This is a genomic window from Runella defluvii, from assembly GCF_014195535.1.
Classification (GTDB): Bacteria; Bacteroidota; Bacteroidia; order Cytophagales; family Spirosomataceae; genus Runella; species Runella defluvii.
In genome coordinates, this window is the sequence record NZ_JACIBY010000038.1 from 1 (window position 1) to 12,563 (window position 12,563).

13 protein-coding genes are annotated in these 12,563 nt (G+C 45.5%); 2 read left to right on the forward strand and 11 right to left on the reverse strand.

The features are described from left to right. Window positions 1-132: 132 nt before the first annotated feature. From FHS57_RS31460 to FHS57_RS31480, 5 genes are all read right to left on the reverse strand, one after another. Window positions 133-1,038: an SdiA-regulated domain-containing protein gene (locus FHS57_RS31460; RefSeq protein ID WP_183980759.1), complete on the reverse strand. Its 906-nt coding sequence runs from the start codon at window positions 1,036-1,038 to the stop codon at window positions 133-135. A gap of 72 nt (window positions 1,039-1,110) precedes the next feature. Next, the gene (locus tag FHS57_RS31465) at window positions 1,111-2,103 is read right to left on the reverse strand and encodes a c-type cytochrome (RefSeq protein ID WP_183980761.1); all 993 of its coding nucleotides are present in this window, start codon (window positions 2,101-2,103) and stop codon (window positions 1,111-1,113) included. A 147-nt stretch (window positions 2,104-2,250) separates the two neighbouring features. Next, the gene (gene fcl / locus FHS57_RS31470) at window positions 2,251-3,192 is read right to left on the reverse strand and encodes a GDP-L-fucose synthase (RefSeq protein WP_183980763.1); all 942 of its coding nucleotides are present in this window, start codon (window positions 3,190-3,192) and stop codon (window positions 2,251-2,253) included. Window positions 3,193-3,278: 86 nt separating this feature from the next. Continuing rightward, the gene (locus tag FHS57_RS31475) at window positions 3,279-4,049 is read right to left on the reverse strand and encodes a LytR/AlgR family response regulator transcription factor (protein ID WP_183980765.1); all 771 of its coding nucleotides are present in this window, start codon (window positions 4,047-4,049) and stop codon (window positions 3,279-3,281) included. A gap of 19 nt (window positions 4,050-4,068) precedes the next feature. Further along, complete coding sequence (locus FHS57_RS31480) at window positions 4,069-5,100, reverse strand: sensor histidine kinase (protein ID WP_183980767.1); 1,032 nt, start codon at window positions 5,098-5,100, stop codon at window positions 4,069-4,071. Between the two features lie 134 nt (window positions 5,101-5,234). Between FHS57_RS31480 and FHS57_RS31485 the strand changes: the two genes are divergently transcribed. After that, window positions 5,235-5,756 (forward strand): gamma carbonic anhydrase family protein, encoded by a 522-nt coding sequence (locus FHS57_RS31485; RefSeq protein WP_183980769.1) that lies wholly within the window; start codon window positions 5,235-5,237, stop codon window positions 5,754-5,756. An 87-nt stretch (window positions 5,757-5,843) separates the two neighbouring features. Here FHS57_RS31485 and FHS57_RS31490 read toward each other — a convergent pair whose 3' ends face one another. From FHS57_RS31490 to FHS57_RS31500, 3 genes are all read right to left on the reverse strand, one after another. Beyond that, complete coding sequence (locus FHS57_RS31490; protein ID WP_183980771.1) at window positions 5,844-6,200, reverse strand: type II toxin-antitoxin system VapC family toxin; 357 nt, start codon at window positions 6,198-6,200, stop codon at window positions 5,844-5,846. After that, on the reverse strand, window positions 6,197-6,505 hold the full coding sequence (locus FHS57_RS31495; protein ID WP_183980773.1) for a hypothetical protein: 309 nt from the start codon (window positions 6,503-6,505) through the stop codon (window positions 6,197-6,199). Before FHS57_RS31495 ends, FHS57_RS31490 begins: the two co-directional genes overlap by 4 nt. Before the next feature lie 63 nt (window positions 6,506-6,568). Continuing rightward, a complete protein-coding gene (locus FHS57_RS31500; RefSeq protein WP_183980775.1) occupies window positions 6,569-7,150 on the reverse strand; it encodes a Uma2 family endonuclease in 582 nt (193 codons plus the stop codon). Between the two features lie 86 nt (window positions 7,151-7,236). Between FHS57_RS31500 and FHS57_RS31505 the strand changes: the two genes are divergently transcribed. Further along, window positions 7,237-9,288 carry a S9 family peptidase gene (locus FHS57_RS31505; protein WP_183980777.1) on the forward strand — a complete coding sequence of 684 codons (2,052 nt, stop codon included), beginning with the start codon at window positions 7,237-7,239 and terminating at the stop codon, window positions 9,286-9,288. Window positions 9,289-9,299: 11 nt separating this feature from the next. Here FHS57_RS31505 and FHS57_RS31510 read toward each other — a convergent pair whose 3' ends face one another. From FHS57_RS31510 to recQ, 3 genes are read right to left on the reverse strand one after another with little or no spacing between them, the layout of a single operon-like run. Further along, entirely contained in the window at window positions 9,300-9,647 is a 348-nt protein-coding gene (locus FHS57_RS31510) for a DUF5615 family PIN-like protein (RefSeq protein WP_183980779.1), read from the reverse strand. Beyond that, a complete protein-coding gene (locus FHS57_RS31515) occupies window positions 9,644-9,874 on the reverse strand; it encodes a DUF433 domain-containing protein (protein WP_183980781.1) in 231 nt (76 codons plus the stop codon). Before FHS57_RS31515 ends, FHS57_RS31510 begins: the two co-directional genes overlap by 4 nt. A 34-nt stretch (window positions 9,875-9,908) precedes the next feature. Then, the gene (recQ, locus tag FHS57_RS31520; RefSeq protein WP_183980783.1) at window positions 9,909-12,047 is read right to left on the reverse strand and encodes a DNA helicase RecQ; all 2,139 of its coding nucleotides are present in this window, start codon (window positions 12,045-12,047) and stop codon (window positions 9,909-9,911) included. Between the last annotated feature and the right edge of the window lie 516 nt (window positions 12,048-12,563).

Genomic DNA, 12,563 nt, shown 5'->3' on the forward strand with positions numbered 1-12,563 from the left:
ACTCTTTCGAGGGTTTATTATCACTAAGTCAATATGTCAAAAAACGAGTTTATAAATTATGTATATCGGGTAGGTTTCTAAAACCTCACAGGTCTAACCTCCCGAAAGTTTAGAACTTTCGGGAGGTTTTTTTTATGACTTCTTCGGTTCAAATTTGAGCAAATACCCATCTTTCCCATCGCCTTCACTCGAAATGTAAAGCGTCCCGTCGGGTGAAAAACAAATACCTTCGGGTTGACGGTACAGCGCGGGGTCGAGCGGGATGTTTTGAAGTAAGCCCCCTTCACGTGTCATGACAATGAGCCGATGCCCCGCCGAACTTAGCAAATATACTTCGCCCGTTTTAGGGTGAAACGCAATCCCTGAGGGTTTAAAATCACGTACTTCTTTGCCTTTTAACCCAAAACCTTCGAGATTTTTTTCGGTTATTTCTTGCTGCTGATAAACGGCGCGGCGTTTTAAGTCAAACGAATAAATGACCTTTCCTTCTCCTTTTTTGTCCTTTTTGAGGTTTTCTTTCACGGCCAACCATAACCTTTTAGTAACAGGGTCGTAAGTCAGACCCTCAACGTCCAGTTTTTTAGGTAGATTGGTTTCAATGTCGCGGGTTTCTTTGCTACCCATGGTAAAATTGAGCAGTTTTCCATCACTGCGTAAGACGTAGATTTCTCCTTCGGCTACTTCTACCCCTTCGTAGTCACCAGGTTTGTCAAAAAGGTGCTTTTCAACAATGTCTTGTTTCTCCAAGTCATAGACAAATACTTCGCCTTTCTCGTCTTGGACGCACAGGAGTTGGTTGTCTTTGTAAAAGGACAATCCAGAAATTTCCCGTAAAACTTTCGGAAGGTCGTAGCGCTGGGTAGGTGTGGCAAAGTCGTAGGTAAAAGTTTCGACTTCAGTGGTGGTGGTTGCGTCGTTTTTTTCTTCTTTGGGAGTACAACCTACGAACGAACTGAGGAGGACTGCTAGGGCGAAGGAATAGCTGGATTTTTTGGTCATGGCGGTGTTTTTGAGCCAATATACAAAAAACTTCGGCATTCAAACTAGGTTTTAAGAAATCTAGGAGTGGGGTTTTGAGAAACCCCACTCACAACACTGTTCAAAGTAGGGCTAGCGCATTGAGATTGTATTGGCTTTAAATTTGGCAGGGATGGCGTTTTTGATTGGTTGCAACGTCATAAAGTAGGCATAAATAGCCTCCAAATCTTTGGGTTCCATCCCCCCGTACATCGTCCAAGGCATCATGGTTTGAAACTCCCCAGCAGCTATTTTGTGCGGTTTGTAAGAACTGTCGGCATAGGCCCTAAAACGGGCTACAAACGACTCTTTGGTCCAGCTACCAATGCCAGTTTCTTTGTCAGGCGTGATGTTGGGAGTCACGACAGTTCCTGTAGGCAAAGGGAATTCACGACCTCCAGAAAACATCTTTTCGGCAATAATTTGACCGTTTTCTGCGGGAGTATGGCATTCGGCACAACCTGCGATGTGTACCAAGTATTTTCCAGTGGCCACGAGGTCGGTTTCGGCGGGGCGCTTGGTGGGTTGGGCGTTTTTGGGAATGGTATTCAAAATAAAATTAAACGGGAAATCGGCTTTAGAGTCAGCAGGTTTGTTGTCGATGGCAGGAAGCGTGCGCAAATACGCCACAATACTTTTGGCATCTTCGTCGTCCATGCTGCTATAATAAGGGTAGGGCATGACAGGGAAGAACGCGTGGCCATCGCGGCTAACTCCCGTGGTGATGGCGCGGTAAATTTCGCCGTCGGTCCAGTTGCCGATACCAGCAGGCGTGATGTTTTTGGACGTAAAAGCACCAGGGAAGCCCATCGTTTGGTCAAAACGTTCGCCTCCTTTGCCAAGCGTACCAGCTATTACAGGCCCCGAAAACAAGCTGAAGTCACGCGTGCTGTGGCAGTCCATACATACAGTTACGTGATTGGCCAAGTACTCGCCACGTTTGACGCGTGCGGGTGTGAGTTCGATTTTCATGTCAGTGGCAGCATCCACATTTGGAAGGGCAAATTTTACGTAAGCCATTACACAAAGCAGACCAACAACGGCAACACCCACGACGATGCCGAGGATTTTGAAGAGTTTTTTCATACTACGAGAAAAGGAGTTAGAGGTTTAATAAAGTTGGGTAAAAAAATAACGTACCAAAAATACACTTTTCTCTCTCAAATAGGCTACTGAAATTTAGCAAACGGTCATAAAAAATAAGACCCGCAACTTGCGGGCCTTAAAAAGCTGTTAAACAGCGTATTCTTCTAGTTTTTGGAGGAAATCTTGGTAGGTGATTCGGACACCTTCTTCGAGGCCGTAGCGGTGTTTCCAACCCATGCTGTGCAGTTTCGAAACATCCATTAATTTGCGAGGCGTTCCGTCTGGTTTATCAGTGTTCCAGCGCAATTCTCCCTCGTAGCCAACGGTCGCTTTAATGAGCTCGGCTAGATTTTTAATAGTAATATCTTCGCCTACTCCGATGTTGACAAACTGCTCGCCGTCGTAATTTTTCATTAAGTAAACGCAAGCATCGGCCAAGTCGTCGGCGTGAAGAAATTCACGCAAAGGCGACCCTGTTCCCCAAAGCTCTACGAAAGGTTTGTTCTCGACTTTTGCCTCGTGAAATTTGCGAATCATCGCAGGGAGTACGTGCGAATTGTTGAGGTCATAATTATCGTTGGGGCCATACAAATTGGTCGGCATCACCGAAATGTAATTGCGTCCGTACTGCTTGCGGTACGATTCACACATTTTAATGCCCGCAATTTTGGCGATGGCATACGGTTCGTTGGTGTATTCGAGCGGCCCCGTAAGGAGCGAATCTTCTTGGAGCGGTTGGGGGGCCAATTTAGGATAAATGCAAGACGAGCCCAAAAACATCAACTTTTCCACACCTTCCACGTGAGCACTGTGGATAACGTTGTTTTGAATTTGTAAGTTTTCGTACAAAAAATCAGCGCGGTAAATATTATTGGCCATGATACCTCCTACTTTGGCTGCGGCCAAAAACACATAGGCAGGTTTTTCGGCGGCAAAAAAGTCAGCCACGGCTTGCTGGTTGCGTAAGTCTAACTCGCGTGATGTGCGCACGATGATGTTTTGATAGCCTTCTGATTCCAAACGGCGTACCAAAGCCGAGCCTACCATTCCTCGGTGGCCTGCTACGTAGATTTTTGCATTTTTTTCCATACCACAAAAATAACTAAACCTAATGAGGTTTCACAATAGACCTGCAAGGTTTTGAGAACTTAGACCTGTAAGGTTTTCAAAAGTGGTTATTCCTCAAACCACACCCGAAAACTCGCGGCACGGTCTTTACTGATAACTATTTCATCTTTGGCAGGAATGGCTAAGAGAAGCTCGATTTTACCCGAATAGTGCGTACGATAACTCTCGATAGCGTCTTTTCGGACGATGTACTGACGATTGGCGCGCACAAACTGAACAGGGTCAAGGAGGTCTTCAATTTCGTCGAGTGACTGGTAATCCGTAATGAGGCGTTGGTGGTCGGTGGTCACTAGCCAAATGACTTCATCACGGACAAAATAGGCAATGCGGACATCCGCCACCGCCACTACCGAACGTTGGTGGTGCGCGGTAAAGCGGTGTTTGTATTTCTTTTGAGAATGAGGTTTTAAGTCATTCAGTAAGTCCTGAAGTTGTGAGGGGAAAAAGTCGCTGGAGGTAGTTTTTTGCCAACGCTGAAATTTGTCGAAAGAGGTTGTAAGCTCTTGTTTGTCAATAGGTTTTAATAAATAGTCAATGCTGTTAAGCTTAAATGCCCGAATGGCGTATTCGTCGTAGGCGGTTGTAAAAATGATGGGGCAATTGAGAGGCCGTTCCTGAAAAATGTCAAAACTAACGCCGTCTGCCAATTGAATATCTGCCAAAATTAAATCAGGTTCAGGATGCTCGTCAAACCACTTTAACGCGTTTTCGACACTTGCCAAAGGCCCATGCAGCAGGGCATTGGGGTGGAGTTCCCTCACGAGTTTTTCGATATTTTTGGCCACCAAAGGCTCATCTTCAATGATTAGAATGGTCATAGGGCGGTAGTTGGAGGATTTAATCAATCAACGGAACATAAGCGACAAATTTCCCATTAAGCTCAATGGTCTCAAATGAGCTATCGGTAAGAAACCCATAGAGCGTTCGGAGGTTTTGTAAGCCAAGTTTGTTGGAGGTTTCGACTTTCTTTTTGAGTTGGAGGTTGTTTTCTACTTTCAAGTAAGCACCATCCGTACTGATGCGAATCGTCAGGGGGCGTTCTTGGCTGATGATGTTATGTTTGAGCGCATTTTCAATCAAGATTTGCAGGGTAACGGGAACAATTTTTTTGTCATAACTATCTGATTGAATTTGAAAATCAATGAATAATGTGCTTTCAAAGCGTGTTTTGAGCAAAAAAACGTAATTTTTGATAAAATCTAATTCCGTTTGGAGCGATACCAATCCTTTGTCTTTGTGCTGCAAAACGTATCGGAAAACCTTGGACAATTGCTGTAAAAACTGTCGGGCAAGTTCGGGGCTATCTTGGATGAGGCTATCGAGGGACGTGAGGCTATTGAACAGAAAATGAGGATTCAACTGATTTTTGAGGTTGTCGAATTGCACTTGGGCTTTTTCCTTTTCGAGTTCGGCCGCTCGCAGTGCATTTTCGCGCCATTTACGAAACAAATACTCGGCCAAGTGAAGTACATTCAGTAAAACGACCACTACAAATTGAGCAAAATAACCCGCCACTTGGGCCAAAGTTGTGTATTGTTTGTTGATAATGTCTTCAAAATTAAACAAACTTATTACCCGCCACATGACAAACCAAGAGAGCATATAAACCACTCCAAAGGTGATTAATACTTGAGGAATAATGCGTAAAAAGATGCCACGTTCATAGGGAAAAACTTTGTCTAAATAACGGTGAAATTGACTAAAAAATCCCCACGAAACAGTCATCATACTCCCCGAAATCAGCATCAAAATAAGGTTGATGTGCCATTGGATGCCAAACACATACCATCGCATGAGAAAAGACAAAAAAAGCAATACGGCGATTACCGTGGCTATAATGCGGGTTTGGGGAGATAACTTGGCGAACATTCAGCAGAATTTTTGTCAAAGGAAAAAAGTTAGCCCTTAACCACCAACAGTTGGTTTACAAAGTCCCTAAAAATTGATAGGAAACGGAATTAAACGCGCATGACTACTATATTTGTAAAAATTCGACAATCACTATGGCACTTATCAAATCTGTTCGCGGACTTTCTCCAAAATATGGTTCAACGTGTTGGTTTGCCGACAACGCTACGGTGGTCGGGGAAGTCATCATGGGCGAACATTGTACGGTTTGGTTTAATGCCGTCGTACGCGGGGACGTCAACACCATTCAGATGGGCGACTATGTCAATATCCAAGACGGAGCAGTGATTCACTGTACTTACCAGAAGTCTAAAACGATTATTGGCAATCACGTTTCTATCGCTCACAATGCCATCGTTCACGGCTGCACGATTGAAGACAAGGTGTTGATTGGAATGGGTGCGATTGTGATGGACAATGTACACATCGGAACAGGCTCCATCATTGCCGCAGGAGCGGTCGTGACACAAGGGAAGATTATTCCTCCAGGGACGATTTGGGCAGGAAACCCCGCCAAATACCTCAAAGACGTTACCCCCGAATTAGGAGAAGTATTTATGCGCACCGCCAACAATTACGTCATGTATGCGGGTTGGTTTCAGGAGGGGGAGGAGTAAATTGTGGTGTAAACACTTTTCCGCGACAAAGCCTTCAAAAATAACGGATTGTGCGGGTGCAGATTTACTTTAAATCGCTATTTACCTTTAAGGTAGGGGTAAAAGAAAATCTTTGAGATTGTAGGTGAGAAGTTCAAGGTCATATACGAGGGCGGTAGCGGCGATAATATAATCTGGAATGCTGATTTTGTGCGAAAGTGCGTATCGTTCGTGTAATTTTAGTGCCGTTTGGGCAATATCCTCATTGATATCTATCATCAAAAATAAGGAGAGTTCCTTTTTTATTTTCCCAAATTCAGCCTTATTGAGTGCTCCTTGATATAATTCCATTGCGATTACTGTATTGATGGCAAGGTTTGGTTTACCATGATCATCAATAAAACTTTTTGCTATCTTATTCCCTCGGAAGTAATCAATAAGAATATTGGAGTCTATCAGTATCATTTACGTTTCCAGGTGTTTTGTCGTAATTGACGGGCAAATTCTACCGTGTCTGTTACATGAGAGAAAGGTCTGACATCAGGGTTTTTAGCCAGTTCTATTTCTTCTTCTTCAGTTAATTCAGGTTTATAAATTCTAGCGTGTTGTCGAACATCCAAGCGAGGAATCTCGAAGCCAAGTTCATCGGATTCAGTCACATTTTCGGCGACCAATTCTTTAATGAACTCTTGAACTGACTTGCCAATGGCTTTTGCTTTTTTTGCAATACGCTGCTCTAATTGAGCATCTTCAATTTCTATCGTAAGCATTGTTTTATCGTTACTTTTCTTACAAAAATATTTAAAAATAACGCATATCCAAAATACAGTTTCTCATCTGAATACCTTTTCCAACGCTGCCTCAAATCCCTCAAAAATAACGGATTGTGCGGATAATTGGTCGTAAATACCACCTAGTTGGTACTGCCCATTTTCGAGATAATAGACATGAATTGCCTTATCGCTAGGAATCGCAATCCAGTACTCTCGAACGCCCGCTTTTTCGTACCAATTGAATTTCTCGTTGAAATCTTTTTTGTAGGTTGAGGCCGAGGTAATTTCTACAATCAAATCAGGAGCGCCTAAACAACCGTCTTCGTCCAGTTTGGTATCATCACAAATGACACATATATCAGGCTGAACTACGGTGTAAATTTTCTCAGGAAAACGCTCGTTGCCAATGGGTAAGCGTACATCAAATGGGGCGTCAAAAATAGTACAGGGCTTCGCGTCAAAATGCTTGCGCAAAAGATAGGATAATTGGCCTGAAACCCATTGGTGCGCCATTTTGGGCGCGGGTGATATTCGATAAATTTTCCCTTTAATAAGCTCTACTTGCTCCTCAAATCGCCATTTCAAGTAATCGGCGTAGGTATAAGTACCGTTGGGATCGAGTGAGTGAATATCAGTAATCATCGTAGTTTTTTAGCAAAAATAAATTATTTCTCAAAAACTGCCTTACTTTACGGTTTAAATCAAAAGCCGATAAATCTGTTCTTTCTATGACGATACAGCCACCTAAAGCCAACAAAAAGCCCCATTCATTAGAAATTCATAACGATGTTCGTGTTGATAACTATTACTGGCTACGCGACCGCGAAAACCAAGAAGTAATCGACTACCTCACGGCCGAAAATGCTTATACGGAGGCGGTAATGGCGCCTTTCAAAGAGCTGCGGGAGGCATTGTTTGTGGAGATGAAATCGAGAATCAAAGAGCAGGACGAATCGGTGCCGTACAAAGACGGGAACTATTGGTACTATTACCGCTACGAACAAGGTGGCGAGTACCCGATTTACGCCCGAAAGTACCAGACGCTGGACGCTGACGAGGAAATCATGCTCAACCTCAACGAATTGGCCGAAGGGCAATCTTATTACAATGCAACCTTCCCCGAAATCTCTGACAACGAAGAAATCGCCGCTTTTGGGGAAGATACCGTAAGTCGGCGATTATATACATTGCGTTTTAAAAACCTCAAAACGGGAGAGTTATACCCCGAGGCAATTCCCGATACCGAAGGTGGAAACTACGCGTGGGCGGCGGATAACCAGACCGTTTTTTACATTCATAAAGACCCCGAAACTTTGCTTGGTTACCAAGTGTGGCGGCACGTATTGGGTACATCCCCGACCGAAGATGTACTGGTTTTTGAAGAAGAAGATGACCAATTCTATTTGGGGCTTCACCGCATGAAATCTAAAAAATACATCGCGATTTCGTCCGATCAAAATGGCGTGATGACCGAGTATTTGCTCCTACGTGCCGATACGCCCACGGCTGAATTTAGGTCATTTTTGCCGCGCCAATGGGGGCATGAGTATTCGGTGGATCATTTTGAAGACCGTTTTTACATCCGAACCAATCTAAACGGAGCGTTTAATTTCTGCTTGATGCAAGTAGCCGAAGCGGCTCATGCCGATACAACGCAGTGGCAAGTGGTGATTCCGCACCGTGAAGAGGTATATTTTGAGGGGTTGGAAGTGTTTCGGAATCATTTGGTGGTGCAGGAGCGTTCGGAGGGATTGCTGCACATACGCGTGATGAACCAACAAAACCAAATGGAGCATTACCTTAATTTTGGCGAAGCGGCTTACACGGCTTACGTGGGGACAAACCCCGATTTTGACACCACTACTTTGCGCTACGGCTATACTTCGCTCACGACTCCGAGCAGCACGTTTGATTACAACATGGAAACCCGCGAACGGGTATTGCTCAAACAACAAGAGGTGTTGGGAGAGTTTAACAAAGACGACTACCAAACCGAACGCCTATTTGCTCCTGCCCGCGATGGCGCTTTGGTGCCGATTTCGGTTGTTTATAAAAAAGGATTTGTGAAAGACGGAAACGCGCCTTTGCTCCAATACGCCTACGGTTCGTACGGTTATTCCATCGACCCGTCGTTTAGTGCGGCACGGCTGAGTTTGTTGAATCGCGGGTTTGCGTTTGCCATTTGTCACATCCGAGGAGGGCAAGAAATGGGGCGGAATTGGTACGAAAATGGCAAAATGCTGCACAAGAAAAATACCTTCACCGATTTTATTGATTGCGCTCAATTTCTGATTCAAGAAAAATGGACGTCGTCGGCAGGACTTTTTGCCATGGGGGGAAGTGCGGGTGGATTGTTGATGGGCGCGGTGGCCAACATGGCGCCTACGCTGTACCGTGGCATGGTGGCTCAAGTGGCGTTTGTGGATGTGGTCACGACCATGCTCGACGAAAGCATTCCGCTCACGACGGGTGAGTACGAAGAATGGGGAAACCCGAACGAACAGGTGTATTACGACTACATGAAATCGTACAGTCCCTACGACAACGTAACGGCGCAAGCCTACCCTAATATGCTCGTCACAACGGGCTTACACGACTCGCAAGTGCAGTACTGGGAACCTGCCAAATGGGTGGCCAAACTGCGCGAATTGAAAACGGATTACAACCTCCTTCTATTTCATTGCGACATGGACGCAGGCCACGGCGGTGCTTCGGGACGTTTCAAGCGTCTAAAAGACATTGCATTGGAGTATGCGTTTATGTTGAGTTTGGTGAACTAGAAAGGAGGCTGTTAAATCCTTCTTTTTCTCATTTTCTGGGTTGTAAGGGTAGTAAAGCAGCCCTGTAATTCTGGAAGGCGCTGTTGAAGAAGATTAGTCAAAATAGCTTTGATTTGTTCGGTTTCCTTAAAATGATAACGCAACAATAAAACGCTGACCCCTTCGACATGGTGAGAGAAGACCCATTCACCAAAGTCTTTATCTTCAGTCAATATAATTCTAGGGGGAGTTCGGGAAAATTCAATAATTTCTTCGTCCCGAATTCCCCTATTCATTTCATAAACAGAATAGACGTCGATACCTATTGCTCTAATCGCTTCAATAAGTTGATGATCAATATTTTCATCTGCTAAAATCATGCTGCCGAAACAATAGGTTCTTCATTGGCAATAACGTCAGCTGCATATTGGTAAACAGCATGAATATCCTCGCTAGTCAGACTAGGATACATGGCTAATAAATCATCAAGGGTAGCACCTTGAGATAATTTACGCAAAATTAGTTCGACAGTAATACGAGTTCCCTTGATGGTGGGTTTTCCCAGCATTAGTTCATGATTTGAAACAATACGTTCTTGGTAAGTCATTTTGCAATCGGTTTTTACAAATATACATAATTACCTAATTTCTTTTCCCCCACAAAGCCAACGCAATTCGCAACTTATAATACTCATAATGGCCTTCTAAATGCTCAAAAAGCGGTTTGAGGGCGGCATTGGAGGCGATGCCCAACGTTTCGGCGGCCTGGGTAATGGCGCGGTACTCATTTTTGGTGAGGTATTGCCAAAGGTCAATTTCTTGGCCGTCTTCGTAAAGTTTAGCTAGGTGCGAATAAATCGTCAACTCGTTCAAATTCCTCCGCTGCGCGATTTGCTGAGGCGAGAGTCCTTGCTTGTACAAATCGTGGGTTTCGATGTAGGTCATTCCGCTGACGATGCGGGTGCCTGGTGCGGTTTTTTCGCGGGCATATTCTAAAATCTCGTTGATAAAAGCCTCGCCATAGTGCGCTACTTTGGCCTCGCCTACCCCCGAAACTTGAAGCATCTGAATGCGGTTGACGGGGCGTTTTTCGGCCATGTCGGAGAGTGTGGCATCGGAAAATACCACAAAAGGCGGCACGTTTTCTTCTTCGGCCAAGCGTTTACGTACTTTGCGTAGGCGTTCAAAGAGTTCATCACGGATGACTTCTTTCTTAGTCTTGACGGGCTCTGCTTGCTCTTCTTGGCGTTTGCGTTTTTCTTCGTACGACTCAAAACGCACCAATTCCACCTTACGCTCACCGCGCAAAACGCGCCACGAAATCTCGTTGAGCTTCAGCGAGTGGGCTTCGTCGTAGGCCACGTCCATAACGCCCGAGTTGAGCATTTGGGTCAAGTACTCGGCCCACTCTTCGGCGCGGAGGTCGCGGCCTACGCCAAAGGTTTTGATTTTGTCGTAGCCTCGCTCCGTAACGCTGCGGTTGTGCGAGCCCCGCAAAACATCAACGAGCATCCCCATCGCTATTTTTTGGTCGGTACGGGCAATGGCCGATAGCGCTTTTTGGGCCGATACCGTGGCGTCGAATTTGGAACGTGGGTTGCGGCACACGTCGCAGTTGCCACAATCGCGCTCGACGGTTTCGTTGAAATAACTCAACAGAATACGGCGGCGGCAGTGGTCGGCTTCCGCGTATTGTTTCATGCGGTCGAGCTTGGCAAACTGAATGTCTTTCATGTGCTGCGGCAACTCCGAATTTTCAATCATGTCGCGGCGCATAATCCAATCGGCAAAGCTATAAAACAACATCGTCGTCGATTTGAGGCCGTCGCGGCCTGCTCGCCCAATTTCTTGGTAAAAACTTTCGACGTTGCTGGGCATGTTGTAATGGATAATCCAGCGCACGTTCGATTTATCAATCCCCATCCCAAACGCTACCGTCGCTACCATGACCTGCACGTCGTCGCGCAGGAACGCATCCTGTACGGCAGAGCGCTCTTCGGCGGGCATTTTGGCGTGGTAAAAGCGGGCATTGATGCCTTTGGCGCGTAGTTTGAGGGCAATATCTTCGGTGGTTTTTCGGGCGAGGCAGTAAATAATCCCCGACTGATTGGGGTGGTCGTGGATAAACTGTTCGATGACTTTGATGCGGTTGCGCCCTGGCAAAACATTCAGCGAGAGGTTGGGGCGGTCAAACGACGCCTCAAAAACGCGCGCGTCGGGAATGCCCAATTGTTTCAACACATCGCGACGCGTGACGCGGTCGGCGGTGGCAGTGAGGGCAATCATTGGCAGGTCGGGAAACGCCGTTTTTAGGACGTGGAGTTGGGTATATTCAGGACGAAAATCGTGGCCCCATACCGAGACGCAATGCGACTCGTCCACGGCCAACAGGTTGACTTTTAGTCTTCGAACGAAGTCCATGCAACTAGGCGTAAGCAGTTTTTCGGGCGCAATGTACAGCAGCTTGATTTCGCCCGCGTAACATTGCCGTTCGATGGCGTATTGTTCGCTGCTGCTGAGGGTACTATTGAGGTAGGCCGCGCCTACGCCGTTGCCCCGCAACGCCTGCACTTGGTCTTTCATGAGGGCAATCAGCGGCGATACCACAATCGTAAGTCCCTCGGTCATGAGGGCGGGCACTTGATAGCACACAGATTTCCCACCGCCCGTAGGCATCAGCACCATACAATCGTTTCCTGCCGAAACCCAATCAATAATTTCTGCTTGCAGCGGCCGAAAAGTATCGTACCCGAAATACTGTTTTAAAATTTGTTCTTTCATACAACTCGTTAGACAATCCAAGACTCCGACAATTCCCAAAGCTCCCACAAAGATGGCTGTTTTTAAGACGCGGTAAGTAAGAGAAAAGTTACTAAACTTGTATTGAATACCAAAGGAGACTTTAATTCTGTGATGCAATTCTAGGAGAGGGTAGGTTTGTTTATTGAAAGCTAGTCACATAAAATTTGATAAAATGAGGAAGGCTTACGTATTTATGTGTGTTTTATTTGCTGCATGTCAGCCTTTTGAGACACATTATACCGCTAAAATCAAGGGACATTGGATAGCGGTAAAACGAGAAGAAATTCTTAAAGATACAATAAAGGTTGACCCAGAAGAGCCCCCTGCCCCGCCTGTTCTAACAGGTGGAGCTTTACACGATGAATTGTTCTTTTATTCTAAAGATTCATTGGTACATTATCTTTCCAGCCCGATAAAAGTTTGGACACAAAGCTAAGGGAATCTCTTAACTTGTAGTTCAAATGAGCAAACACCGCAAACGTTGGAGTGAAAGCG

What these genes read in the sequence shown, in the direction of transcription:
- FHS57_RS31515 (WP_183980781.1), bottom strand. Translation starts at nt 9,874, where the DNA reads ATGACTTACCAAGAACGTATTGTTTCAAATCATGAACTAATGCTGGGA.
- fcl (WP_183980763.1), bottom strand. Translation starts at nt 3,192, where the DNA reads ATGGAAAAAAATGCAAAAATCTACGTAGCAGGCCACCGAGGAATGGTA.
- FHS57_RS31475 (WP_183980765.1), bottom strand. Translation starts at nt 4,049, where the DNA reads ATGACCATTCTAATCATTGAAGATGAGCCTTTGGTGGCCAAAAATATC.
- FHS57_RS31480 (WP_183980767.1), bottom strand. Translation starts at nt 5,100, where the DNA reads ATGTTCGCCAAGTTATCTCCCCAAACCCGCATTATAGCCACGGTAATC.
- FHS57_RS31490 (WP_183980771.1), bottom strand. Translation starts at nt 6,200, where the DNA reads ATGATACTGATAGACTCCAATATTCTTATTGATTACTTCCGAGGGAAT.
- FHS57_RS31495 (WP_183980773.1), bottom strand. Translation starts at nt 6,505, where the DNA reads ATGCTTACGATAGAAATTGAAGATGCTCAATTAGAGCAGCGTATTGCA.
- FHS57_RS31500 (WP_183980775.1), bottom strand. Translation starts at nt 7,150, where the DNA reads ATGATTACTGATATTCACTCACTCGATCCCAACGGTACTTATACCTAC.
- FHS57_RS31505 (WP_183980777.1), top strand. Translation starts at nt 7,237, where the DNA reads ATGACGATACAGCCACCTAAAGCCAACAAAAAGCCCCATTCATTAGAA.
- FHS57_RS31460 (WP_183980759.1), bottom strand. Translation starts at nt 1,038, where the DNA reads ATGCCGAAGTTTTTTGTATATTGGCTCAAAAACACCGCCATGACCAAA.
- FHS57_RS31485 (WP_183980769.1), top strand. Translation starts at nt 5,235, where the DNA reads ATGGCACTTATCAAATCTGTTCGCGGACTTTCTCCAAAATATGGTTCA.
- FHS57_RS31510 (WP_183980779.1), bottom strand. Translation starts at nt 9,647, where the DNA reads ATGATTTTAGCAGATGAAAATATTGATCATCAACTTATTGAAGCGATT.
- recQ (WP_183980783.1), bottom strand. Translation starts at nt 12,047, where the DNA reads ATGAAAGAACAAATTTTAAAACAGTATTTCGGGTACGATACTTTTCGG.
- FHS57_RS31465 (WP_183980761.1), bottom strand. Translation starts at nt 2,103, where the DNA reads ATGAAAAAACTCTTCAAAATCCTCGGCATCGTCGTGGGTGTTGCCGTT.